The sequence below is a fragment of the Acinetobacter sp. YH12094 genome, assembly GCF_013419295.1.
Lineage (GTDB): Bacteria > Pseudomonadota > Gammaproteobacteria > Pseudomonadales > Moraxellaceae > Acinetobacter > Acinetobacter amyesii.
In genome coordinates, this window is record NZ_VPAK01000018.1 from 36,584 (window position 1) to 62,678 (window position 26,095).

General features: G+C 42.0%; 23 protein-coding genes and 1 pseudogene. 13 read left to right on the forward strand and 11 right to left on the reverse strand.

Annotated elements, in window-relative coordinates; genetic code table 11:
* Nucleotides 1–169: 169 nt before the first annotated feature.
* From FTU34_RS13075 to FTU34_RS13085, 3 genes are all read right to left on the reverse strand, one after another.
* On the reverse strand, nt 170–2,548 hold the full coding sequence (locus tag FTU34_RS13075) for a glucose/quinate/shikimate family membrane-bound PQQ-dependent dehydrogenase (protein ID WP_373686505.1): 2,379 nt from the start codon (nt 2,546–2,548) through the stop codon (nt 170–172).
* A 197-nt stretch (nt 2,549–2,745) separates the two neighbouring features.
* Nucleotides 2,746–3,990: a carbohydrate porin gene (locus tag FTU34_RS13080; protein ID WP_257220794.1), complete on the reverse strand. Its 1,245-nt coding sequence runs from the start codon at nt 3,988–3,990 to the stop codon at nt 2,746–2,748.
* A gap of 216 nt (nt 3,991–4,206) precedes the next feature.
* Nucleotides 4,207–5,328 (reverse strand): CaiB/BaiF CoA-transferase family protein, encoded by a 1,122-nt coding sequence (locus tag FTU34_RS13085; RefSeq protein ID WP_180035883.1) that lies wholly within the window; start codon nt 5,326–5,328, stop codon nt 4,207–4,209.
* Nucleotides 5,329–5,538: 210 nt separating this feature from the next.
* On the opposite strand from FTU34_RS13085, the gene FTU34_RS13090 reads away from it, so the two are divergent.
* Nucleotides 5,539–6,549: an AraC family transcriptional regulator gene (locus FTU34_RS13090; RefSeq protein WP_078190094.1), complete on the forward strand. Its 1,011-nt coding sequence runs from the start codon at nt 5,539–5,541 to the stop codon at nt 6,547–6,549.
* A gap of 50 nt (nt 6,550–6,599) precedes the next feature.
* Here FTU34_RS13090 and FTU34_RS13095 read toward each other — a convergent pair whose 3' ends face one another.
* Nucleotides 6,600–6,869, reverse strand: coding sequence for a hypothetical protein (locus FTU34_RS13095; protein ID WP_111885037.1), 270 nt, complete (start codon nt 6,867–6,869; stop codon nt 6,600–6,602).
* A 206-nt stretch (nt 6,870–7,075) separates the two neighbouring features.
* On the opposite strand from FTU34_RS13095, the gene FTU34_RS13100 reads away from it, so the two are divergent.
* The 3 genes from FTU34_RS13100 to FTU34_RS13110 all read left to right on the forward strand — a co-directional run bounded on the left by FTU34_RS13100 (nt 7,076) and on the right by FTU34_RS13110 (nt 10,948).
* Nucleotides 7,076–8,281, forward strand: coding sequence for an acetyl-CoA C-acetyltransferase (locus FTU34_RS13100; protein ID WP_111885008.1), 1,206 nt, complete (start codon nt 7,076–7,078; stop codon nt 8,279–8,281).
* A gap of 11 nt (nt 8,282–8,292) precedes the next feature.
* A complete protein-coding gene (locus FTU34_RS13105; RefSeq protein ID WP_180035884.1) occupies nt 8,293–10,425 on the forward strand; it encodes a 3-hydroxyacyl-CoA dehydrogenase NAD-binding domain-containing protein in 2,133 nt (710 codons plus the stop codon).
* Between the two features lie 184 nt (nt 10,426–10,609).
* On the forward strand, nt 10,610–10,948 hold the full coding sequence (locus tag FTU34_RS13110; protein ID WP_078194261.1) for a hypothetical protein: 339 nt from the start codon (nt 10,610–10,612) through the stop codon (nt 10,946–10,948).
* 78 nt (nt 10,949–11,026) lie between these two features.
* Here the strand turns inward: FTU34_RS13110 and FTU34_RS13115 are convergent, their stop codons facing one another.
* On the reverse strand, nt 11,027–11,452 hold the full coding sequence (locus FTU34_RS13115) for a GNAT family N-acetyltransferase (RefSeq protein ID WP_257226291.1): 426 nt from the start codon (nt 11,450–11,452) through the stop codon (nt 11,027–11,029).
* A gap of 11 nt (nt 11,453–11,463) precedes the next feature.
* A pseudogene (locus FTU34_RS13120) lies at nt 11,464–12,728 on the reverse strand (SAM-dependent methyltransferase).
* A gap of 107 nt (nt 12,729–12,835) precedes the next feature.
* On the opposite strand from FTU34_RS13120, the gene FTU34_RS13125 reads away from it, so the two are divergent.
* Nucleotides 12,836–13,477 (forward strand): hemolysin III family protein, encoded by a 642-nt coding sequence (locus tag FTU34_RS13125; protein WP_180035886.1) that lies wholly within the window; start codon nt 12,836–12,838, stop codon nt 13,475–13,477.
* Nucleotides 13,478–13,622: 145 nt separating this feature from the next.
* Nucleotides 13,623–14,936: an MFS transporter gene (locus tag FTU34_RS13130; protein WP_078194265.1), complete on the forward strand. Its 1,314-nt coding sequence runs from the start codon at nt 13,623–13,625 to the stop codon at nt 14,934–14,936.
* 300 nt (nt 14,937–15,236) lie between these two features.
* Here FTU34_RS13130 and FTU34_RS13135 read toward each other — a convergent pair whose 3' ends face one another.
* The gene (locus FTU34_RS13135) at nt 15,237–16,247 is read right to left on the reverse strand and encodes a metallophosphoesterase (RefSeq protein ID WP_078190102.1); all 1,011 of its coding nucleotides are present in this window, start codon (nt 16,245–16,247) and stop codon (nt 15,237–15,239) included.
* A gap of 104 nt (nt 16,248–16,351) precedes the next feature.
* On the opposite strand from FTU34_RS13135, the gene FTU34_RS13140 reads away from it, so the two are divergent.
* Nucleotides 16,352–17,971 carry a phospholipase D family protein gene (locus FTU34_RS13140; protein WP_257223821.1) on the forward strand — a complete coding sequence of 540 codons (1,620 nt, stop codon included), beginning with the start codon at nt 16,352–16,354 and terminating at the stop codon, nt 17,969–17,971.
* 47 nt (nt 17,972–18,018) lie between these two features.
* Here FTU34_RS13140 and FTU34_RS13145 read toward each other — a convergent pair whose 3' ends face one another.
* A complete protein-coding gene (locus tag FTU34_RS13145; RefSeq protein ID WP_180026730.1) occupies nt 18,019–18,840 on the reverse strand; it encodes a 1-acyl-sn-glycerol-3-phosphate acyltransferase in 822 nt (273 codons plus the stop codon).
* Nucleotides 18,841–19,252: 412 nt separating this feature from the next.
* Here FTU34_RS13145 and hflX point away from each other — a divergent pair, with 412 nt between their 5' ends.
* The 6 genes from hflX (at nt 19,253) to FTU34_RS13175 (ending at nt 23,486) form a co-directional block, all read left to right on the forward strand.
* Entirely contained in the window at nt 19,253–20,587 is a 1,335-nt protein-coding gene (hflX, locus tag FTU34_RS13150) for a ribosome rescue GTPase HflX (RefSeq protein WP_180035888.1), read from the forward strand.
* 43 nt (nt 20,588–20,630) lie between these two features.
* Nucleotides 20,631–21,002, forward strand: a complete 372-nt coding sequence (locus FTU34_RS13155) for a hypothetical protein (protein WP_078194269.1) — start codon at nt 20,631–20,633, stop codon at nt 21,000–21,002.
* 11 nt (nt 21,003–21,013) lie between these two features.
* Nucleotides 21,014–21,688: an LrgB family protein gene (locus tag FTU34_RS13160; RefSeq protein ID WP_078190106.1), complete on the forward strand. Its 675-nt coding sequence runs from the start codon at nt 21,014–21,016 to the stop codon at nt 21,686–21,688.
* Between the two features lie 248 nt (nt 21,689–21,936).
* Nucleotides 21,937–22,389 (forward strand): DUF2147 domain-containing protein, encoded by a 453-nt coding sequence (locus FTU34_RS13165; protein WP_180035889.1) that lies wholly within the window; start codon nt 21,937–21,939, stop codon nt 22,387–22,389.
* A gap of 60 nt (nt 22,390–22,449) precedes the next feature.
* Nucleotides 22,450–22,899, forward strand: coding sequence for a DUF2147 domain-containing protein (locus FTU34_RS13170; RefSeq protein ID WP_078190108.1), 450 nt, complete (start codon nt 22,450–22,452; stop codon nt 22,897–22,899).
* 140 nt (nt 22,900–23,039) lie between these two features.
* Nucleotides 23,040–23,486, forward strand: coding sequence for a DUF2147 domain-containing protein (locus tag FTU34_RS13175; RefSeq protein ID WP_180035890.1), 447 nt, complete (start codon nt 23,040–23,042; stop codon nt 23,484–23,486).
* Nucleotides 23,487–23,538: 52 nt separating this feature from the next.
* Here FTU34_RS13175 and FTU34_RS13180 read toward each other — a convergent pair whose 3' ends face one another.
* The 3 genes from FTU34_RS13180 to FTU34_RS13190 are packed head-to-tail and all read right to left on the reverse strand — an operon-like array spanning nt 23,539 to nt 26,090.
* Nucleotides 23,539–24,384: a symmetrical bis(5'-nucleosyl)-tetraphosphatase gene (locus FTU34_RS13180; RefSeq protein WP_078194272.1), complete on the reverse strand. Its 846-nt coding sequence runs from the start codon at nt 24,382–24,384 to the stop codon at nt 23,539–23,541.
* Between the two features lie 5 nt (nt 24,385–24,389).
* Nucleotides 24,390–25,202 (reverse strand): 16S rRNA (adenine(1518)-N(6)/adenine(1519)-N(6))-dimethyltransferase RsmA, encoded by an 813-nt coding sequence (gene rsmA, locus FTU34_RS13185; RefSeq protein ID WP_180024991.1) that lies wholly within the window; start codon nt 25,200–25,202, stop codon nt 24,390–24,392.
* A gap of 30 nt (nt 25,203–25,232) precedes the next feature.
* Nucleotides 25,233–26,090: a pilus assembly protein PilJ gene (locus tag FTU34_RS13190; protein WP_180035891.1), complete on the reverse strand. Its 858-nt coding sequence runs from the start codon at nt 26,088–26,090 to the stop codon at nt 25,233–25,235.
* Nucleotides 26,091–26,095: the final 5 nt, after the last annotated feature.

Genomic DNA, 26,095 nt, shown 5'->3' on the forward strand with positions numbered 1-26,095 from the left:
ATTGATAAGACTGTCGCAATTTCACTGATATAGCGGATTCCGGTCATTTACTTTTTATTTATTAATATATTGAATTATTTCTCCATTACTTAGCATAAATTTACATAAAGAATTTAAGCCAATAAAAAGCCCGATAAATCGGGCTTTTTATTTAGCGATGTAAAATCACTTATTTTTTATCTGGTAAAGCATACGCAACAAGGTAATCACCAAGTTTTGTACCAAATGAACCATGACCACCAGCCATGATCACAACATATTGTTTACCATTTGCTTCATAAGTCATTGGAGTCGCTTGACCACCTGCTGGTAGACGACCTTCCCACAAAGTATCACCATTCGTTACATTGATTGCACGGATATAGTTATCTTGTGTTGCGCCTACAAACATGACATTACCAGCAGTCGAGATTGATCCACCAAGACCCGGTACACCAATTTTCACAGCAGGTAATTGGAACAATTTCGGTAAACTGTCACGAATTGTACCAATACGTTTTTTCCAGACCACTTCATGTGTATTTAAATCTACACCCGCAGTAAAGCCCCATGAAGGTTGTTTACAAGGTAAGCCAAGTGGTGACAAGAAAGCTTTGATTTCCACACCATAAGGCACGCCATACATTGGTTGAACACCTTGTTCAGTACCCGCACCTTTCGCAGTTTGCTCACGGTTTGGATCTGTAGGAATCAACTTAGTCACAAATGGCAAGCCAATTGGGTTCATCACGGCGACTTGACGGTCTTGGTTCACCGACATACCACCCCATTCAAATACCCCAAGGTTACCTGGGAATACCAATGTGCCATTTTCAGAAGGTGGTGTATAAATACCGTCGTAGTTTAATGATTTGAAATACACACGACACATCAACTGGTCAAACATAGTGGCACCCCACATTTGTTTATCAGTCAATTTATCTTTTGGTGCTAAATCAAAATCAGAGAACGGTTGAGTTGCAGAATAATGCTCACCTTTAGTTTGTGGTCCACGTTTTACAGTTTGTGGAACCGCTTTTTCGGTGATTGGCACAATCGCTTTACCGGTACGACGGTCAAGGACGAATGCATTACCTGTTTTGGTTAAGACATAGATCGCAGGAACAGTATTACCTGATTTATCTTTGATATCTGCCAATGAAGGTTGAGATGGTACATCCATATCCCACAAATCATGATGCGTGGTTTGGAAGTTCCAGATCAATTTACCAGTCGAAGCATTAATCGCAAGCATTGAATTTGCATAGCGCTCATCTAATGGCGTACGGTGACCACCGAAGATATCCGGAGTACCCACACCTGTTGGAACATAGACGATATCTAATTTTTCATCATATGCTAAAGGTGCCCATGCATTTGGAGACGCAACAGAGAAGGTTTTTCCTTCGCCCGGCATAGCATTCGGGTCTTGCGCACCGGTATCAAAGATCCACAATAATTCACCGGTATTGACATCATAACCACGGATGACACCAGATGGCTCTTTAGTCGAGAAGTTATCGGTAGTTGAACCGCCAATAACAATAGTTGTACCAGTAATCACTGGAGGTGAAGTTGGGATATAACCACCTGGATACGGATAAGGCATATCTTTTTGTAGATCGACTTCGCCGTTATGACCAAAGTCACTACATGCTTTACCTGTGTCAGCATTGACGGCAACCAAACGACCATCATTTACAGGCAAGATTACTTTGCGCGGACATTCAGTTGAAGTCGAGCGTTTGTTCTCTAAGCTTTTTGCAAACTGAGTGGTATTTGCTGCGTCAAAATAAGACACACCACGACATGTTAAATGTTGATAGGTATTGTCCGCTTTAAGTTTCGGATCGAATACCCATTTTTGTTTACCTGTCGCAGGATCAAGTGCAATTAAACGTTGGTGAGTTGTACACATAAACATGTCATTGCCGACTTTAATCGGAGTGACTTGGTTTGTGGTTTCACCTGAGTCATTTTCTGTTGGCAATTCACCTGTACGGAAAGTCCACGCCACTTCTAAATCTTTAACGTTGTCGCTATTGATTTGAGCGAGTGGAGAATAACGTACACCACCTTGTGTACGACCATAGGCAGGCCAATCTTCAGGAGCAATGCCCTCAATCGCTTTGGCTGTTTGAGGTTGTGCATTCTTAATTTCACCGTTAATTTCTTGCGGATCATTAAAAACTGAATAGATCATTACGATAATCGCAAGCACCAGTGTGCCTGATAATGCAATTTTCGCAGTTTTGCCATTTTCCATACCGCGTGTCACGGCAGGAATCAGTAACCAAAGGCCCAATAAGCCTAAAATATCAAAACGCGGTGCAAGTGCCCAAAAGTCAGAACCTGCTTCCCAAAGTCCCCAAATCACTGTACCCAGCATCAACGCTGCATAAATGTATAAAGAACTGTTTTGAATTTTTCTTAAGTATATTGCTGAAGCCAGCATTAACAGGCCGGCGATTATGTAGTACCAAGAACCGCCAAGGACTGCCAGCCAGATACCACCAATCAATAGAACTAAGGCGAAAATTGCCATCACAACGACGGTAAATGTTCGCATCTTAGTTCCAGTAGATGGGTTGCTCATGTTGACCACCTCTATTGTCGAATGTTGTATTTGGTGCGTGAAACTCATTCAACGCACCACCGTTTTTATGTCGCAAAGAGAAGTTGTTACAAAAACAATTCAAGGGGAAATATCGTAATTTTTCTCAGAATTACCGAATTGCTTTTATAAGAACTCTAATTTGACATCAATTAAAATGCTGTTTGAAATTTGATACCGCCGACCCACGCATTCTCACCATTTTTGTAAGCACCGACGTGACGGATATATTGAATATTAGGACGAATAGTCAGCCAGTTTGCTGCATGAATACCGTAGTAAATTTCTGCGTCATACTCTTCACTTTGTAGACCGCGTGCATCAACGCTGTTGCTGTTATTGGCAATATTGGCGTCATTCACATCATCATTAATGCTGATACGTCCTAAGCCAATCGCGATTTCATCCTGAGGACGTGCATCGAATGCGCCTTTGTATACCAAGCCAATGTTTTGCATATCACTCACATTGTTGGTGTCTGAGTCATGCACTGTGACATTTACAAAACCACTCAAACCACGTGAGGCATCGTCTTTGTGTGCTGTCAGTTGTTGTTTCGCCACAATCCAACCACCTTGGTGGTGATCTTTTTCATTTACTGGGCTATCAATGACATCGGCATCAGCGGTACTGTAGTAGTAACCTGCACGGTATTCACCCGGAAGCTTTTGTGTCCCCACTTTTGGAGTCCACACCACTTCGGCAGGAATGATGGCACCTTTAGAACCATCGGTACTCAAGTTCCAACCTTTACCACGTTTTAGATTTTCAGGGTTGTATTCATAAACCCCGACTTGTGCGTAGAGTTCAGGCTGAATGTTATATTTCACGCGAGCAGCCCATTGGCTGACTGGCCAGTTGTACCATTGGTCACCGACCCAGTTACCCACTTGTGAGCCACAAAGTGCTAAGTTTTGAAAGTCACAGTCAAAGCTATTGAAATCTTCACCTTCACCAAAACGACCAACTTTAATATCTAATTTTTGGTCTAAGAATTTTTTCTTGATCCAAAAATCAGTCAAACGCCAAGTTTGACCACGACCCCACACTTCTTGTGTTGCACTTAAATGACCATTTAATGCATCTGAAGTTTGAGACAATGAACGACCATTACGTTCAGTGATATTGATTTGCGCTTCGGTATCTTTCCAACCCGCAATTTTTTCTAAATCGAGATGTGCCCCGATCGCGAATTGGTCCGCATATTCAGTGCCATGACTTGAAGCATGCTTTGCATCTAACAAAGTAGCTAATTCGCCACCATAACTAAAACTAAAATCGTAACCTTTCTGTTGAAGCGCTGTTCGTTGACCGTTCCAATCACCGAACATCCATGGGCTTTCAGAACTGAAAGCATCTGCAGTAGTTGCCGCTTGGGTTGCTGAACCCGCAAGCATTATTCCGAGGCTAAGATATAAAGATCCAAGTTTACTCACAGCTATTTTCATTTGGAGACCTATATACCAATTGTGTTAATAGTTCATATAATACTCTCACATTTGTATAATTTATTTATTTTTTTGTTAACAAATCTCAATATTTACATGGATGTTTATCTAATTAAGAGATTTTAAAGGCTTTATTGTTTAACTTATCACCTTTTTTTATACCATTCATAACCAATTATCCGCACCTAAAGTTTTACCCACATGGGTATAAATCAATGCTGATCTAGAAAATTTAATCGGACATGCAAGTTGAGTTTGTGTCATTGTGTCGCCTTCTTGTAGCGGAACTTCAACACACCAATGCCGCTCTTGGGCCAATTGTGAATTTAGAGCTTCGTCCAAACTTAAAACTGGTTCCACACAGACATCTTGAGAGGCAAAAATCATTTTCCACTCAGCCCATGTTTTGGTTAGTATTTTTCGGGCAATTGCATGCTTAATTTCAGTCTGGTCTTGCGGATCAAATGACATGCCTTGCGTTGCTAAAGCGGGTAAATCTAGAATTTGCGCCAATCCATGTAAAAACTGTGGCTCCAAACCACCTATAGACAGATAGCGACCATCTTGGGTTCGATAATAGTCATAGAAACTTCCGCCATTTAGATGCGCCGTCTCTGCCGCGGTTACCGCATTGGCAGCCAATACTCCTGCTGCAGCCATATTGTTCAATGCTACGGCGCAATCGGTCATGGAAATATCAATATATTGTCCTAAACCGCTACGGTAACGCTCAATCACCGCAGCTAAGATGCCAGTAATTGCATGCATTGATCCACCTGCTACATCGGCGATTTGAATCCCCATCGGTGGCGGGCCACTGTCTTGGCGTCCGCTATGACCTGAAATGCCCGATAAAGCCAAGTAATTGATGTCATGCCCTGCACGGTCTTTGTAATGTCCGGTTTGACCATAACCCGTAATCGAGCAATAAATAAGTCGCGGGTTAATTTCGGCCAAAACTGCATAATCCAAACCCAAGCGTTGCATGACACCTGGACGAAATTGTTCTACCACAATATCAAAATCTGAAATTTTGGCTTTGATCAATTCAATACTTTTCGGATCTTTTAAATCTAATGCGATGGATTGTTTATTGCGATTTAAATAACTATGCGCTGTGGCTTGCCCATTGGCATAAGGTGGCATCAAACGAACTAGATCGGGACGCGTCGGTGACTCAATATGCACAACTTCCGCACCCATGTCAGCCAAATACAAGGTCGCAAATGGCCCTGGGAGTAATGTCGAAAAGTCGAGTACTTTCAATCCTTTTAAAGCAGCTTCCATGGATATTTTTCTCTAATTGTGTAGATTTTTTATCCATGGTAGAAATATAAAATGATTAAAACAATGTCATGTTCAGCCATTTACCTTGATAGTTTCGGCAATTTACCATGTAAAAATGGCAAAACCGCTGTTGTAAATTGCCATGATTTCTTTTTTTAGCGTCATTTAGGTCAAACATTTGTGAACATTAAAGAGACTGAAGGATTAAACATGAGTCGTGATACGATCAGTATCCATTTCGTCAACGCAGCCTTAACTGGTGTGAAACGTCTCGGCATGGATGTCGAAACTTTATTGTCTCATGTTGGCATTGAGGCTGAACTTCTACGCCAACCCAAAGCGCGTATTTCACCTGAACAATACACACGTTTTATTAAAATGTTGTGGATGGTGACTCAAGACGAACATGTCGGTTTTGATATTCAACCGCGCCGCTTGGGTACTTTTGCCATTATGTGCCAATTGATTATTCATGCAAAAACCCTCGGTGATGCACTCGAATTGTCTTCGCAGTTCTACAAACTGTTTGGTGATGAATGGTCGGTGACACTAGAACGTGATAAGCACGAAGCACGTTTAGTTCCTCAAATTCCAAAATCTATGGACCCAGACCATTTCATTACAGAAAGTATGCTGATGATTTGGCATGGTCTCGCTTCTTGGTTGATTGAACGTCGTCTGCCTTTAGAGCGTGTTCACTTCGGTTATGAACGTCCTGAACATGCTGACGAATATGATGCCTTGTTTTTTGCACCTGTCATGCAGTTTGATACACCACGAACTGAAATTACATTTGCAGCGGATTATTTAGATTTACCCATTCGTCAAAACGAAGAAACGCTTGAAGAATTCTTAAAAGCAGCTCCTGCACAGTTATTGGTTAAATTTAAAAATACCAATTCATTAACATCTCGTATCCGTGATGTGCTGAAGAGTCAAATTGGCGAAGAAATGCCAACCTTGAACGATGTTGCGTCAATGCTGTATCTATCGCCGCAAACACTACGTCGTCGTTTAGCCGCTGAAGGTAAGAGCTACCAAGGTGTAAAAGATGCTTTACGTCGAGATGCTGCAATTCACTTATTGCTTAACCCAGACTTAACGCTTGAAGATGTTGCACAGCAAGTCGGCTTTAGTGAAACAAGTACTTTCCACCGTGCATTTAAAAAGTGGACCGGTGTAACACCAGGCCTATATCGCCAATTACATGGTTATCACTAAGCAATATTCAAAAATAGCATTCTCTAAAACCTGATCTCGATCAGGTTTTTTTATTTCGGAAAATCTGCACGTTGTTTTTGACAAAGCAATGGATCGACGGGCGTGATCACGCGTTTGCCATCCTGTATCCGATACATTTCTGCCTTGGTCACATGATCATTTCGATCATACTCACAGGCTAAACCGCCCGTCCCCTCATCTGAGGGATGAATGCGATAGATCATATAAATATAAAAACCGATCATGCATACAAAACCTAAGCAGCCTACTAGTACTAGCCAAGCCAGACCTTTCAACACTCGCTTCACATTTTTATGCATAAGCAGATCTTCAATATGTACTGAATCGATAGCAACTGATCTTAACCGATCCTCGCTTTCAATGTGCAGGTTGATTTTTATCTTATTCAGCAGCAAGCGTTGACCAAAAATATCAAACGACTCACCCGTTCTCATCATTGCACTGGGTTGATTAATCCGTACACTCAAAAAACCAATAAAAATTTATAGATCATAAGGACAGGATTATGAGCGAGGCTTACATCATTGATGCCATTCGCACACCGCGCGGCAAAGGAAAAAAAGACGGTTCACTACATGCCGTTAAACCGATTAGCCTACTGACCGGTTTATTGAACGAATTACAAAACCGACATCAATTTGATACCGCTGCAGTTGACGACATTGTACTGGGCTGTGTAACCCCCATTGGTGATCAAGGCGCAGACATTGCCAAAACCGCAGCGATTGCGGCCGGATGGGATAATGATGTGGCAGGCGTTCAAATCAACCGTTTTTGTGCATCAGGTTTAGAAGCTGTGAATATGGCCGCGCAAAAGGTCCGCTCTGGCTGGGAAGACCTTGTGGTGGCTGGCGGTGTAGAGTCGATGTCTCGTGTGCCGATGGGCTCAGATGGCGGTCCTTGGGCGCTTGACCCTGAAACCAATATGGCTTGTGATTTTATTCCGCAAGGCATTGGGGCCGATTTAATTGCCACTATTGACGGTTATAGCCGAGCAGATGTGGATGCCTTTGCAGCCAACTCTCAGCAAAAAGCAGCCGCAGCGCAAGCCAATGGTTATTTTGACCAATCTGTCGTTCCAGTTAAAGACAAAGCAGGCGTCACTGTTTTAGCCAAAGATGAATTTATTAAACCAACGACCACAGCAGAAGGCTTGGGCAAACTCAACCCAAGTTTTGCCATGATGGGGCAAATGGGCTTTGATGCCATCGCCTTGCAAAAATATCCTGAAGTCGGCGCAGTCAACCATGTACACCATGCAGGGAACTCATCGGGCATTGTTGATGGTGCTGCCGTAGTATTGCTTGCCTCTGAAAAAGCGATCAAAGAACAAGGCCTAAAACCGCGTGCCAAAGTGCTTGCCACTGCATTGGTGGGTGCAGACCCAACCATTATGCTGACTGGCCCTGCACCTGCTGCACGTAAAGCCTTAGCTAAAGCTGGCTTAACCATTGATGATATTGACCTATTTGAAGTGAACGAAGCTTTTGCAGCAGTCGTGATGCGTTTTATTACCGAACTTAAGGTTGACCCTGCCAAAGTCAATGTGAATGGCGGTGCAATTGCATTAGGACATCCGCTGGGTGCAACAGGCGCCATGATTTTAGGCACCCTGATGGATGAACTGGAACGCCAAGGTAAAAAGCGCGGTTTAGCAACACTTTGCGTGGGTGGCGGTATGGGCATCGCAACGATTATTGAGTTGGTATAAGGAGAATAAAAATGAGCGCAATTCAATTTGAAAAAAATGCCGACAATATCGTCATTTTAACTTTAGATTCTCCAAACCAATCCGCAAACACAATGAATGCAGACTTCCGCACGGCACTGGCTGAAACGGTAGACAAACTGCAAGCAGATGAAAATATTGCAGGGATTATTTTCCGTTCCGCAAAAAAAACCTTCTTTGCCGGCGGCGACTTAGACGAACTGATTCAAGCTACACCTGAGCATGCAACTGAATTCTTCAATATGATTGAAGAGATGAAAGCCAAACTGCGTTATATCGAAACCCGTGGCATTCCTGTTGTTGCAGCTTTAAATGGCACGGCGCTTGGCGGTGGTTGGGAGTTAGCTCTTGGCTGTCATTATCGAATCGCACTGAATGATGCTAAGGCAAAATTTGGCTTACCTGAAGTAACTTTAGGCTTACTGCCAGGCGGTGGCGGTATTGTACGCATGGTCCGTTTATTGGGTCTGCAAAATGCATTTCCGCTCTTGATGGAAGGCAAACAAATTGGTGTCGAAAAAGCCAAATCATTGGGACTGATTCAAGACACTGCTGATAGCCTTGAAGACCTGATGGACAAAGCCATTGCGTGGGTCAAAGCCAATCCAAAATCACAGCAGCCCTTTGATGTAAAAGGCTATAAAATTCCGGGCGGTACGCCATCGACTCCTGCTGTGGCGCAAATGCTCGCCATTGCCCCCGCTATGCTACGTGACAAAACCAAGGGCTGTTACCCTGCGCCTGAAGCCATTATGTCGGCTGCAGTTGAAGGCGCTCAGGTCGATGTTGATACAGCGCTCACCATTGAATCACGTTACTTTACTTACCTTACAACCGGTCAAATTTCTAAAAATATGATCGGCACCTTCTGGCATGGTCTAAATGCTATCAAATCAGGTGCAAGCCGTCCAAAAGACGTCGCGAAATGGCAAGCCACCAAAGTTGGTATTTTAGGTGCAGGCATGATGGGTGCAGGCATCGCTTATGCCACAGCATCAAAAGGCATTGCAGTTGTACTCAAAGATGTTTCTGTTGAAGCTGCTGAAAAAGGCAAAGCCTATAGCCAAAAACTGCTGGATAAAAAAGTATCTCAAGGCCGTTTAAGTGCAGAAAAACGTGATCAAGTTTTAGGACTGATTCATGCCACTGCAGATGCTGCCGACTTACAAGGCTGCGACTTGATCATTGAAGCGGTATTTGAAAATGTCGAACTCAAAACCAAAGTGACACAAGAAGCAGAAGCCTATTTGGTAGATGGCGGTATTTTTGCATCCAACACCTCAACCTTGCCGATTTCAGGCTTGGCCAATGCATCTCAAGATCAAGCTAAATTTATCGGTCTACATTTCTTTAGTCCTGTCGACAAAATGCAATTGGTGGAAATTATTAAAGGTAAAAACACGTCGGCTGAAACCTTAGCCAAAGCCTATGACTATGTACAGCAAATTGGCAAAACACCAATTGTGGTGAATGACAGCCGTGGCTTCTTTACCAGCCGTGTCTTTGGCACCTTTGTGCAAGAAGGTTTACGTCTACTGTCTGAAGGCGTACACCCTGCCCGCATTGAAATGGCAGCTCTGAAAGCTGGCATGCCTGTAGGCCCATTGGCGATTCAAGATGAAGTGTCTTTAACACTCTCTGAGCATGTTGCGGCCGAGACACGTAAAGCCCTACAAACCGAAGGCAAAGACCTACCACGTTCAGGTGCGGATGAGGTAATTCAGACGATGATTCATGAGTTCGGACGTAAAGGTAAAGCTGCCGGCGCAGGTTTTTATGAATACCCTGAAGGCGGTAAAAAGCATCTCTGGGATGGCTTGAGCAAATGGCAGAAAGATAATGCTATTTCTGAACAGGAAATGATTGACCGCTTCCTGTTTGTACAGTCACTCGATACCTTACGCTGCCTAGAAGAAGGTGTTTTGGAATCGACTGTTGATGGCAATGTCGGATCAATCTTCGGGATTGGTTTTGCCCCTTGGACAGGTGGTGCACTTCAATTTTTAAACCAATATGGTTTGGAAAAAGCGCTATTACGTGCCAATACACTAGAAGCAAAATATGGCGAACGCTTCAAAGCACCGCAATTGCTGAAAGACAAAGTGGCGAAAGCTGAGAAGATTTAATTATTCATTTTGAGCATGCAAATTTTGCTGTTCAATCACATCAAAAGGAGCTTCGGCTCCTTTTAATTTTCCTTCGCATTCGCGTGTTTGCAAACAAGTCTAGATTTTACGCGAACTCTCATCTGTTTTATGTTATAAAGTAACAAGTTTTTTGATTTCTTTTTATCCGATTGAGTAGCTTGTTATGACTGATCATACTTCTCCTGAAAAATCACCGTGGGGCTGGAAGGCACTGATTATCTTCTGTATTTTAGGTGCGCTATTCATGGGTATTTTCTGGCTTGCTGTGACCAATGAACCAGACTATATGCCGAGCCAACAGAAAAAAGACAATACTCAACAGCATGCATTTAAAAATGCCCCTGTGATGTCAGAAGAAGCGTTGAAAAAGGCGCAAGCTGATCAAGCAGCTCGTGAAGCTTCTGCGCCGACTGCAGCAGATATGCAGATGACTGAAGAACAACATGCACATATGGATGACATGAGCCCTGAACCTACTGCATCGAATGATCATGGCCACTAAGCTTTGACCCAATCTATGCAAAAAAAAACGCTTAAAATATTAAGCGTTTTTTATTTATAGATGTCCAATTTTACGTATTTAAGCCAAAGCCATGTACATATCTTGATGCGGAATACCACAATCTAAATATTCATCACCTTCAACAACAAAACCCAAAGCTGCATAAAACGCTATGGCGTGCACTTGTGATGATAGTTTTAAATATTCACGTTGCTCTAATTTCGCTTGTTGAATGATGGCTTGCATCAAGATTTTACCAATACCCTGACCGCGATGAGCCTTTAAAACAGCAACACGACCTATACTGTTATTTTTCAACAAACGTGCAGTTGCAATAGCTTTCATCCCATCATGAACAATAAAATGCAGTGAAATCGCATCTTCTGCATCCCATTCATCTTCGGGCGATATCTGCTGTTCTAAAATAAAGACCTGTTCACGTATCGGCCGAGCTGCAGATGCCAGTTGCTCCCACGGACCAAATTGAATATTTAACTGCTGCATCCCTTCATCCTTTAGCATTTACAGCCAATATCTTGCTGGTCCCATTGATCATTCAACAATAATTCTAACGAATGCTTTTGAATGCCATACATGTCTTTTAAAGCTTGGATCTGCGCCAATACCGCTTGATCAGGTTCGACATAGTCTGCACGTTTGGTTGCCAAGATCATTTTATTTTTACTAGTATGTTCAAGTGCCACAAATTCAAAGACTTTGGTTTCATAACCATATGCTTTCAATAAAAGTGCACGAATCGTGTCAGTAAGCATCTCTGCTTGCTGGCCTGCATGAATACCAAATTGCAACATCGGCGCAAGTACTTGCGGCGCTTTCAATTGAGGACGCAGTTCTTTATGACAACACGGCGCACACATGATCATTTGCGCATTTAATCGAATACCGGTATGTATCGCAAAGTCCGTTGCCACATCACAGGCGTGCAGCGCAATCATGACATCTAAGCGCTCAGGCGCATACGTACGAACATCGCCTTGGAAAAAATCCAGTTGGCTGAAATTCGACTGCTGAGCAACGCTTTGGCAAAATTCCACCATTTTTGGATTCAGCTCAACCCCAGTCACTTTAGGCACTTGCTGGTGTTTTGCTAAATAATCATATAATGCAAAAGTCAGATAGCCTTTACCTGAACCAAAATCCACGACATTTAGAGATTGATCGGTTTCTTTGATCTGGCTTAAAGCACCTGAAAAAATTTCTACAAATTTATTAATTTGTTTCCATTTACGTGCCATGCTCGGAATAATTTGTGCTTTTGCATCCGTTTACGTGCCATGCTCGGAATAATTTGTGCTTTTGCATCCGTAATACCGAGTGGCTGTAAGAAATAACTGTTTTGATCGACATAGCGATGTTTCGCTCGATCATGTCCTTGCTGCTCCATAGGATTTTTCCCTAAGGCTGGCTGCTTTTTGCTGATGCTTAGCATGGCTTTCTTTTTATTTTTCTTAAGCTGAATTTCTTCATCTAAAGTCATCAGGTTGGCTTGCTTACAACAACTCAATAAACTTTCGACTTGTTGATATGCAGCTGCCATTGGATAGTTTTTGGTGATGTCTTGGGTTTTATAACGATATAAACAACTGAGAAATGACTCACCTTGCAGCGAAATGACTCGTAAGGTCATTTTTTCTAATTGGTCTAATTCACCTTTATACTGACTCAAGATCATGCGATCAAAACGCTGTGTTTCAATGGCTTGCTGAAAGGCCGCTAAAAATTGCTGCTCTTGCGTAGAGGGAGAAGCCAATGATGACATAATATAAACCTAGATAAATTTGCAAAACAATTTTAAATCTTCTTACACCAAAAGCAAAATTGAATTACTATACATGTGTATATTTAAATTATTATAAAAGATACGTTATGAATCCTCCCCATCTTTTAGCTTATGACCAAGCTGAAGAAAGACTGAATTTCTATACCCATGCTTTCGGTGCAGCGTTGTCGTCCATCGCAGGTATCCTACTGATTTTAAAAGGATCATATCTTCCAACTGGACAATGGCTTGCACTTTGGGTGTATGCATTCAGTATGCTGTTATTGTTTTCAGCCTCGAGTCTATATCACTTCGCAGAGTCTCCTGAGCGCCGTGGTTGGTACAAAAAACTCGACCATACCGCAATCTATTATTTAATTGCAGGTACTTATACCCCGTTTCTGGCAATCGCATTGCCTACCGCAAAAGCGCATTATTTACTCATTGCACTGTGGGTCATTGCTGCAATTGGAACACTATTCAAATTAATTTTCATTCATCGTTTTCAAAAGATTTCGTTGATTGCCTATTTGGTGATGGGATGGCTTGCAGTACTGGTAATGGATGATATGCAACGCTTTTTATCTGATCAAGCTTTAACCTACCTGATCATTGGCGGGCTATCTTATACAATCGGTGCATTGTTTTATACCTTAAAAAAGGTAAGATATACACACGCTATCTGGCATATTTTTGTATTGATAGGTGCAGGATCACATTTCCTGTCGATTTATCTCTACGTGATATAACCCACTGACACTGCATTCTTTAGTGACCCTAATTCCGCAGTCCGTAAGTTGGTATTTCGTATTTTTTTAAGAAATTACGCCTTTTTTAAAAAGATTACGCTTTTAAAACTAAGTTCAATTATTTTTAGTAAGTGTAAGGTCCACCATGGCGTCTTCAAGTGCTGCTGCCACTGAACAGCAACCAACAAATTCAAAATTCCGCGTACTTACAGCAAGTCTTGTAGGTACCACAATCGAATTCTTCGATTTCTACATCTATGCAACTGCGGCTGTAATTATCTTCCCGCATCTGTTCTTCCCTGCAAGTACAGATCCAACAACCGCAACAATTCAATCTTTAGCAACGTTTGCGATTGCCTTTATTGCTCGCCCGATTGGTGCAACATTCTTTGGCCATTTAGGTGACCGTATCGGTCGTAAAGCCACATTAGTTGCCGCTCTCCTCACCATGGGGATTTCTACAGTATGTATCGGCTTGCTTCCAACCTATGCTCAAATTGGTATCGCTGCTCCGCTCATGCTTGCACTTTGTCGCTTAGGTCAAGGTCTGGGTTTAGGTGGTGAATGGTCAGGTGCCGTGCTACTTGCAACTGAAAATGCGCCAGAAGGCAAACGTGCTTGGTATGGTATGTTCCCTCAATTAGGTGCGCCAATCGGCTTTATTCTTGCAACAGGCTCATTCTTGACCTTAGGTCACTTCATGTCTGAAGCTGAGTTTATGCAATGGGGTTGGCGTATTCCATTCATTGCAAGTGCGCTATTGGTTATTGTCGGTCTGTGGATTCGTTTAAAATTACATGAAACACCAGCGTTCCAAAAAGTTTTGGATAAGCAAAAAGAAGTAAATATTCCGTTCAAAGAAGTGATCACTAAGCACTGGGGGATGTTAATTCTCGGTACGATTGCCGCGATTTGTACATTCGTTGTGTTCTACTTAACCACAGTATTCGCTTTACAATGGGGTACAACCCAGCTTGGTTACACACGTGAAGAATTTTTAAAACTTCAACTGGTTGCCACACTTTGTTTCGCTGCCTTCATTCCACTTTCTGCTGTATTTGCTGAAAAATTTGGTCGTAAAACGACTTCGATTGCGGTATGTGTTGTATCTGCATTGTTTGGCTTAGTCTTCTCAAGCATGCTTGAGTCTGGCAGTACTGCGATGGTGTTCTTATTCCTATGTATCGGTCTTGCGATCATGGGTTTAACCTATGGTCCAATTGGTACGGTATTGTCTGAAATCTTCCCAACGTCTGTACGTTACACCGGTTCAGCTTTAACCTTTAACATGGCTGGTATTTTTGGTGCATCTTTCGCGCCATTGATCGCAACTAAACTTGCAACTGGCTATGGTTTATATGCAGTAGGTTACTACCTAACTGCGGCATCAATCCTTTCATTGATCGCGTTCTTAATGATTCGCGAAACTAAAAATGATGATGTGAATAATCAGGTTTAATCTGCACATAATAAAAAAGCCAGCACCTATTGCTGGCTTTTTTATGTCTCAAATTGAGTCAATGACCTGATTAGCTACTCTCTTGTTGACATCATTTTAAATTATTAAATTCATGCATGCAGCTTAGATCCCACTGAGTGGCAATACACATCATCTGTTCCAAGACACGGTCATTCACTCAACTTCAAACTACAAATGTTTCATGGCACGATTCAATTTTATTAACAAAACAAGGTTTGTAGCTCTTCATCAAGAGGAACAGTCACCAAACGGTTAGTGATAATGAACGGTAGATTTTGATTAAACCAACTCGATAATATCAATGGTCGGTGGCACAAGAAAACGGAAAGGTACACCAACCATGCCCGTACCGACAGTGACAAAGACATCTGCATTGTCATGCTGATATAGCCCTTTTTTATGGCCTAAAATCGACACTTTTTTCATTACATAATCGGTCAACCATGGCAATTCCACTTGTCCACCATGTGTATGACCCGACAACATCAATGGTCGTCCTGGCAGTTTAGGTACCATATCGACGGTATCTGGATTGTGCGACAAAATGATCCAAGGCTTATCCTGTGGCAATTCTGGCAAATAGCGCATATCGGCTTTACCAGCCCATAAGTCCCCAACGCCTAATAAGCGAAACTCATTAAACTCAACCACCTGCCCTTCGATATCCACCACATGATTACTTTCTAATGCATGCTTTAACAACTCTTGAATAGGCGGACCGGGATATTGCTCATCATGATTACCATTCACCGAATAAATCGGAGCAATAATTTTTTTTAGTACGGCCAGCTCTTCAGCTAACTTATTTTCTGGCTCGTAAGTCCAATCCCCTGCAACCACGACCAAATCAGGATTTTGTGCATTGATTTTATCGACGATCATTTTTAACTGACGTTCATGGCCCGAAAATAAACCAATGTGTAAATCACCAATTAAAGCAATGCGTACAGGCTTTAATAACTGTCGTGTTTCATGCAATTGATATTGACATTTTTTCACCTGAATCATGTGCGGCTCGATAAATCGGGCATAGCACAATAGCCCCGTAACAGCACCGACAAAAATCGCTTCATGTAGTGAATAATAGCCACTCCAGCCTGCATAAAAGCTAAAGAAGAATAAAGGGATAAGTAAATACGAAAGATAGAATGCCAACAAATGTACGAAGGCTTTAAACGGATGAATCGTTTCCGTACGCGACTGACTTAACCAAGCTTGGGATATTGCCCAAACGCCCAGCACAGCCAACCCGATATAAAAATACATCACTACGGAATCTAATTCCCACATACATTTGCTCTACAATTTGCCTAACGAGAAAACTCGGTCACTATATTTATCTTTTCACAGCTGACACTTATACTCAAATCAAATTTTTTAGTATGTCTAACAGTATGAACTCAGCTACACCGAAACAGCAAAATTTGCCCTTCATACACAACCACACTAAGGCGGTTTTGCTGAGTTGTAGCCTTGTTTTGACTTTATCTGCATGTAGTACCTTGCCTAAACAGCAAACTCAACCTGTGGAATATGCTTTTAATACCCCGACAGACGATACTAGCCTTGCGAAAATTGTGTTGCCGCTACGGGAACAAAATCCTAACTTAACTGGTTACCATGTTCTATATGACCCATTAGAAGCCTTAGCAGCTCGAATCGAGCTGATCAATAAGGCCGAAAAAAGTTTAGATCTACAATACTATATTTGGGATAACGACAAAATTGGTGCTTTGGCCCTACATGCCATGATCAAAGCTGCTGATCGTGGGGTGAAAATTCGTTTATTGGTCGATGACAACAATGCCAAAAAAATGGAAGGCATTTATATGGCACTCGACCAACATGCCAATATTGATGTCAAACTGTATAACCCGTACCGCTTCCGACATTTCCGCCCTGTCGATATGGTGCTGGATCTAAAACGCATCAACCGCCGTATGCACAACAAAAGCTTTATTGCAGACAATCAAATCGCATTGATTGGTGGCCGCAATATGAGTAACCAATACTATAACGTCAGTGATAATTATCAATTTTCCGATGTCGACGTCATGTTGGTCGGTGCGGCATCCGATGAAATCATCCATTCTTTTGACGAATATTGGAATGATGACTATGCCTTTCCAGTACGCCAATTGGTCAATCCACGCCACTATAGCTTGCGCTTTGACAGTCTCAAACAACAACTCGATGACTATAACCAAGAAGCCACTGTGGTCAATTATTTGGATTTAGCCAACCGTTCACATGCCTTTGATGACTGGCTCAACAATAAAATCCAATTTGACTGGGTTAAAGCCGAAGTGGTCAAAGATTCCCCAAGCAAAATCAAATCTAAGGCTAAAAAAGAAGAGCATCTCAACTTTCAGCTGCTCAACCGTTTAGATAAACCTGAACAAAGTGTCGATATCGTTTCAGCCTACTTTGTCCCAGAAAAAAAAGGGGCTGAACGCCTAAAAAACCTTAGTGCCGATGGCGTGAAAGTCAGAGTTTTGACTAACTCATTCCAGGCCAATGACGTGCCATTGGTTCATGCTTTTTATAGTAAATATCGCCAAGACCTCTTGGAACACGATGTTCAACTCTATGAGTTTCTGTCTAGACCTGATGCAGAAAATCTCAATACCAATACCAAAGAGCTCGCTGAAAAAGCTAAAGTCAGTCTGAAGGGCTTAAGCCGTTCGAGCTTACATGCCAAACTGATGGCAATTGATGAAAAACAAGTCTTTATCGGCTCATTTAACTTTGACCCTCGCTCAGCATATTTAAATACTGAAATTGGGGTATTACTGAATAGCCCACGCTTAGCCAAAGCAGTCCACTACACCATGGATGAAAATTTGAGTAAATATGCCTATAAGTTAGTGCTCAATGCAGACCAACAGATCAATTGGAAAATTAAGCTGTCAAATGGTCAAACGCGTATTTATCCACGTGAACCGAAAATCAAGTGGTGGCAAAAAGCAGGGGTGAAATTTATCTCTTGGTTGCCGCTCGAAGGCTTTATGTAAGGATTATGCTGCAAAGGCATCCCCTTGCAGCCTGAATCATTAATTCATTAAGCTTCAACTGGAACTGGTGCTTTAAGGACTTTGGCTTGAAGTTCTGCCAATCCTTGATTCATTTTTTGCTGCACTTCTTGTGTCAGACTGTCAACAGTATGACCTGCCGAATCAATTGCGGGCAATGTCATCAGATGCGCTGTGACTTTCGGCATTTCTAAGACATTTTTGACATGTCGATCAAAGCTAATGTCTCCGACATAGGGCGCAATATTATCGAGTTCACCGTCCTGATTCACATAGCAAATTAAGCAAATTTGGACTGGACGTTCGGCTTCAATTGCCGCACCTAAAATACGACCATGAATTTTTTTAATTTTGCTGCCATCTGAAGTGGTGGCTTCTGGGAAAAAGAGTACCGGCGTATCTTGTTTTAAGAAGCCCGTAATTTGTTCTTTAATTTTAATCGAGTCGCCAGAGCCACGCTTAATAAATAAGGTGCCACCGCCTTTCGCCAAATTACCCAGCACTGGCCATTTTTCAATCTCAGCTTTCGCCAAAAAGAAAACACGTGCGCCAGAACCCAAAACTGCCACATCTAACCATGAAATATGATTACTTACCCAAAGGGCTGGTTGACGTGGAATTTCGCCATGCACTTTGACTTCAAGATTAAATACTTTGCATAACTTGCGACAAAAATACTGCACATAGCGGGTATTTTGCGGGTTATTCGGGTCTTTATACAATTGATGACGATAAACCAAATAAAAACCCTGCGTCACGGCAACAGCTGCTGCACCGACTTTTTTACAATACAAATAAAATTTTGAAAACACATTAATTTGCGGTGTATTGACGATTTGAGGTTGATTCATAAACGGTTCACTAAAAGGACACGGTGCCACAATTTGGCGTAAATTTTCATCATCATATACCGAAGACAGTTTTTTTGCATTGATCATAAAAACCGAAGTCGAAGATAATATTTTCCCATTTTAATCGTTTTTAAAAATCAAATATCATTTTTATATCGGTTTTTAAGGTTATGAATTATGAATCACTCACATTCGGACAATCCCCCTATTTCTTCATGGCAAGCTTTAAAAGCCATTGCTGGTTTTTCATTGATATATATGAGTGTGCTTTTTTTATTGGCGCTGAGCTTTCGCAGCTCTCTCTAATTGAACAACAGGTCATACAGTAACTTAGTCATTAATCCCTCACTTAGATTAACCCTCGCACTGCATTTTCGCCTAAAATGAATCTTTAAACAGGAGTGTGTGCTGAGTGGAAAATTTAAATCAACATCAAGCGAGCGGTGAACGCGTAATTTTAGTCAGCGTGGCAGTACAAATGCTCGCAGACCTTGATGCCGAAGAATTCCACTTACTAGCTCAATCTGCAGGTGCCAATATTCTGCAACATGTGCATGCTCAGCGTATTAAGCCGGATGCCAAATTATTTATCGGCTCAGGGAAGGCTGAAGAAATTGCAGACGTGGTTGCAGAGCATGAAGCCGAATTGGTCATCTTTGACCATGCCCTCACCCCTGCCCAAGCACGTAATCTTGAACGCATCATGCGTTGTCGTGTGGTCGATCGCACAGAATTAATTTTAGATATTTTTGCCCAACGCGCACGTACCTATGAAGGTAAATTGCAAGTTGAATTGGCCCAATTACAACATATGGCTTCACGACTGATTCGTAGTCGTGGCGATCTCGATAGCCAAAAAGGTGGGATCGGCCTACGTGGACCGGGTGAAACTCTGCTGGAAACTGACCGTCGTCTACTCAAGCTCCGTATGGGACAACTCAAAGCGAAACTTGAGAAAGTCCGCCAAACACGTATGCAAGGTCGTGTGGCACGTCAAAAAGCTGCTGTTCCAACCGTGTCATTGGTGGGTTATACCAATGCTGGTAAATCGACCTTATTTAATAATTTAGCAAAAAGTGATGTCTATGCAGCAGACCAACTGTTTGCGACACTTGACCCAACTTTACGCCGTCTACATTGGGATGGTATCGGCAACTTAGTTCTCGCAGATACTGTAGGTTTTGTGCGTAATTTATCGCACTCACTGGTCGAGTCGTTTAAAGCCACCTTAGAAGAAACGTTGGAGGCGACCTTATTGTTACATGTCATTGACTCCAGCAGTCCGGACATGATGGAACAAATCGAGGCTGTCGAAAAAGTACTGAAAGAAATTGGTGTCGATGTTCCGATTCTGCGCGTTTATAACAAAATTGATGTCAGTGGTGAAGATCCTAAAATCATCTATGGCAAGCCACATCAGCCGGAACGTGTTTATGTCTCAGCACATAGTGGTAAAGGTCTTCCCTTATTACGCCAAGCGGTTCAAGAATGCTTAATGGGACAGATTCAAAGCTTTGAAGTCCGTCTAAAACCGGCTTATGGCAAATTAAGAACACAACTGTATGCGCTCAATGTGATCCAAAATGAAAGTTATGATGAACAAGGCAACTTAATTTTGCATGTCATCATTGCCCCGCATAAGTTAGAACAACTGATTAAACAGGCGCATTTACCCATTGATGAAATATTGGGAACGCGTGCGCAACAATTTCAACGTCCACTTGAAGAATTTGAAATTAAAGACTAAATCGGTTAAAACTTGATTAGTATAATTTTAACGAAAGACAAAAATGGACTGGATCAAGCGCATCGACTGGAAAGCCTGGATAGGCACTATTGCATTAATTATTATTTTCCGTGAAGGCGCGGTCTGGGTCATGAAGCAATTCAATCACCCAGAATTAGGCAATCTAGTCGGTTTGATTGCCCTCTTGATCGTGCTTTCATTTTGGAGAAAATTCAACAAAATTCCAGCCAGTTTGGTCGATACCAATAATAAAATCATGAAAGAAAGTGCCTTTGCCTTCTTACCCATTAGTGCAGGCTCATTGCTGATGATGATGCATTTAGGTGATGAAATTCCAATGTTTTTGATTGTTCTCTTTGTCAGCACCCTCATACCGCTGTGGGTCTACGCAAAAATGTCTAAGAAATGGCTATAAGGAGAATCAACATGCTTTCAATCATCTCTGGATTCATCATTACCCTGATCGCCTATCTTGTCGCAAAACCTATTAATAAAAAATTACCGCAAATCCCCGTGATTGTGATTGGGATGTTTTTCGTCATTGGTATGCTCTATCTTTTTGGCATTTCCTATGAAAGTTATATGGCACAGGTCAATCCACTGTTCAATAACTTACTCGGCTATGTCACAGTGGCCTTGGCCATTCCTTTAGCAGCGATGCGCTACGATGACTTGCCTTTAAAAGCCGTGGGCGGGATTTTAGTCTTTGCCAGTATCAGTGCCGTTGCCCTCCCTATGGGGCTGGCTTATTTGCTGCATTTGTCAGATCCAACCATTATGGCTTTTGCTACACGGGCAGTGACCACCCCAATTGCCATCAACATTGCGACGCTGCTGCATTCCCCGATTCCTTTGGTGATTTTGATTGTGATTTTATCAGGGGTGATTGGCGCAGCATTTTCCCCCATCATACTCAAAAATATTCATGATGAACGTGCATCAGGACTCGCCTTAGGACTTGCTGCACATGCGATTGGCACAGCTCAAGCTTGGCAACGCGGCAGCATTGCTGGGCGCTATGCGGCATTTGGCATGGCGGTAAATGCAGTATTCACAGCAATCTGGTTGCCAACTTTCATACTCTATCTACAAAATATGTGACTGAGCAATCACTTTTAAATGATTGTTTTGTATAAAAAATAAACTTAATATAAATTCTAGGGTACACCACAACACATTGAACGATGTGCTGTGGATGTTACATTTTTGGTAAAGGCACTTTTGTGCAACATGTCAACTTTCCCGAATAAAATGTAAATATTTATGCTTAGAGTAGTTGCTCTAAGTTCAGATATTACCTAGTATGATCAATAAACCCTCACAAAGTGTATTGATAAAGGATTATTAATATGATGGAAAAAAGTTTGAAATGGGCTGCATTATTCGGTGCTGTATTAACAAGCTCTGCACTCTATGCTCAAGATCTTACAGGGACTTGGCAACAAATTGACGATAAAACCGGTTCGCCTAAAGCACTGATCGAAATTCGAAAAGATGCCAAAGACACCTATACCGGCAAAATTGTCAAAGTGACGCCACGTCCGGGTTATACACCAAAGGAAAAATGTGTGAATTGCCCTGCACCTTATACCAACCAGCCTATTTTAGGGATGGATGTATTTAAGGGGCTGAAACTTGAAAGTGAAAATACCTACTCTCAAGGAAAAATTATTGATCCTTTAGCAGGCAAAATTTACAGCTTAAAAGGCAAAATTTCTGCCAATGGTAAGCGCTTACATTTACGTGGATATCTGGGGATTTCCGCGATTGGTCGTACACAGACATGGATTCGCGTTGAATAAATTTTAAATTTATTCAGTAAATTGATTTGATATAGGTGAACCACCTACAGGGAATATCTGATGAAAAAATTAAAAGTGAGCCTCTTATTCTTAGCTGCTGTAATGAGTGGTTCAGCTTTTGCTCAAGACCTTTCAGGGACTTGGCAACAAATTGATGATAAAACTGGTTCACAAAAAGCCATTATTGAAATCCGTAAAGAAAGTAATGGCACATTCGTGGGTAAAATCATCAAAGTGACGCCGCGTCCGGGCTATACGCCACGTGACACCTGTGTAAACTGCCCTGCACCTTATAAAAACAAACCGATTTTAGGCCTTGATGTGTTAACTGGTTTAAAACATGTTGAAGGGACCAATAATTACGACAAAGGCCGTATTATTGACCCACTTTCTGGCAAAATTTACGACACAAAAGTTCGCTTAAATGCCAGCGGAAAACGTCTCACGCTGCGTGGCTATATGGGTGTTTCAGCACTCGGTCGTAGTCAAACTTGGATTCGCCAAGAATAAGCTCAGTGTTATAAAAACCGCCAACATGGCGGTTTTTTTATGCCTAAGATATTCAAATTATTTTAAAAATAAAGTTGACTATTCTCGTAAACTTTCTAACATACGTGCTCATAAATCACGCTTCTAGGGGAAAAGCGATTATGTTTAAAAAAATATTATTCAGCCTTTGCACATTCGGATTGATGAATGGTGCATTTGCAAATGACATTGCTGGCACGTGGCAACAAATTGACGATAAAACAGGAGCGGCCAAAGCGATTATTTCGATTCACAAAGAACCCAATAATACCTATACCGGTAAAATTATTAAAATTACGCCACGCCCGGGCTATACACCGCAAAAAAACTGCAATAAGTGCCCTGCACCTTATACCAACCAACCGATTCTCGGCATGGAAATTGTTAAAGGTTTAAAGCAAATTAATAATACAAATAATTATGAAAAAGGTCGTATTATCGACCCTCTTTCTGGCAAAGTTTATGATGCTAAAGTGCGCTTAAACAGCACAGGAAAACGTATTTCGATCCGTGCAAGTATTGGCGTTTCAGTCTTAGGTCGTAATCAAACTTGGATTCGTTTAGACTAATCCTCACACCAATAAAAAGCCGCATCAATGCGGCTTTTTTATTTTTAAATACTTACATTACAGGATTATCGACAGCAAACATGTGCTGATCTTCTAAACGATAGGCCATCAACTGATTGCCCCAGACACATCCGCCATCCACATTTTGGATTTTTGCTGAAATGCTTTTTCCTTGTAAAGCAGCCCAATGACCAAAAAGAATTTGATGGGTCTGAGCTGCTTGTGACTCAAACTCAAACCATGGCTTAAAACCCTTCGGCATAGGGTCATCGAGTGAATCTTTAAAACTAAACTCTAAACGGCCTTCTGCATCGGTTAAGCGCATGCGGGTCAAATAGTTGGTAATACAGCGTAAGCGCGCATGACCAGACAAATCATCCGTCCATAGGTTCGGCTCTTTACCGTACATCACTTGAAGAAACGCATCAACCACATCAAAGTCGTCATGACCAATCACCGCTTCCACCTCTTTTGCCAAGTCTGCGGTTTGCTGCGCAGTCCAATTCAAAGGAATGCCTGCATGGGTCAAAATGGTTTGCTCATTCGGAAATAGACACAGCGGCTGCTTGCGCAACCAATCGATCAAATCATCACTTTCTAAAGCGTGAATCACATCATCGATATTGTCTTTAGGATTGATATCCTTAATACCACGAGCGCATGCCAGCAAAGTCAGATCATGATTGCCCAGTACCGTCGCCGCAACTTCACTATCCACTAATTTTTTGATGAACCGCAAAGCGCCTACCGAGTTTTCACCCCGTGCGACGAGATCACCGGCAAACCATATAAAATCTTGGTCTGCATCAAACTTGATCTCTTTCAGTAAAGCTTTTAATGCTTCAAAACAGCCTTGAACATCACCAATGACATAGTTATAGCGAATATTGCGAGTCATAATTATTAAGCCACCATTTGATCTGCTAATGCGACAAATTCTGCAAGTGTTAGGGTTTCAGGACGCGCCATTGGATCAACCCCTGCATTTTCAAAACCATCTTCAACCAACATGCCTTTTAAGCTGTTACGCAAGGTCTTGCGGCGTTGAGTAAAGACATGTGAAACCAAACGCGCAAGCGCTTTTTCATTTTTCGCCACAATCGGTTTAACGGCATAAGGCTCTAAACGGAATACCGCAGAGGTGACTTTTGGCGGCGGATTAAACGAACCCGGCGGCACTTCAAATAAAAACGTCGGTTTACAGAAGTATTGGATCATCACCGATAAACGGCCGTATTCTTTAGTATTCGGTGAAGCGGTAATACGGTCCACGACTTCTTTTTGCAGCATGAAGTGCATGTCTTTGACTTTGTCGCCAAACTCCAAGAGATGAAACAGCAGCGGAGTCGAGATGTTATACGGCAAGTTGCCAACCACGCGCAGAGGACGGCCTTCGGCAAACAGCTCGGTAAAGTCATATTTCAGCGCGTCGGTTTCAACAATGGTCAAGCGCTCAGGATGCGGCACACGGCCCGGCAAACCTGCAGCTAAGTCACGGTCCAGCTCAACCACAGTTAGAGCATCACATTCACCAATTAAAGGCGATGTAAGCGCAGCAAGACCGGGACCAATTTCGACAATATTGTCACCAGTACGCGGATTTACCGAACGTACAATTTTAGCAATAACACGTTGATCATGTAAGAAATTCTGTCCAAACCGCTTACGCGTGTGATGCCCTTCATCTTTTGGGTTTAGGGCATTAATTTGATACATAAAATTCTCCGCATAGGTTTATTACAACGATTACTGACTTGATTCAAATTCACTCAAGCGAGCAAAAATTTCTTCGGACTTGGTCATATTATCCCGAGCCGCTTTAATTACACTGAGCAATGGCTCTCTTTGTTTCAACAAAGCCATTGTTTCAGATTTCATCATTTCTTCAGTTTCAGCCTGAATGGAGAGCAAACTTTCACGCATTTCAGCATTGTTTACGCGCTCTACACCGAGTTCGGGATTACCATTCAGTTGAGCCTTCAAAAAATTATTGAAAGTTTCAAAATCTGCTAAAAAGTCATCTAAATCGTCTGGATGAATAGAATTCACATCAGTTAACTTCAGCAAAGAACTCAACATTCGTCCCGCAATATAGACTTGATTTTTGGCAATCATTGCTTGAATAGCTGAATTGTTTGCTCTAGCCATCATATCAGCCAGAATGTTATATTCAGCTTGAATACCTGGAATGGTTTCACTTACAAGAAGTTGATATTCGTATAGCGCACTCAGGCTATTTTGATGCTGTACAAGCAGATCAATATTAGCATTGATTGCCTGTCCATCTTGAAGCATTTTATCAGCACCGCCACGATTCGCATATTTTTTATGCACCGCGGTCAGCGCTTGATTAAATTTTTGCTGATTATGTTTAAAGCCATCCACGGCAGCCGGTGATGCAAAACGTATAAATCCTTCCGTCTGTTTTGGAATTTGCAGCGATAATACTTTTAATTCACAAGAATGATGATCTGTAGCGAGCGTTGAGCATGCTGACAGCATCAACGCTAACGCAATCCCAAAAAATGGGCGAATGATCGATTTCGCCCTAAGCATCTTGTTATTTTCCTGTTTTATTTTTGATAATTTTTTACTATTATTCATATAAA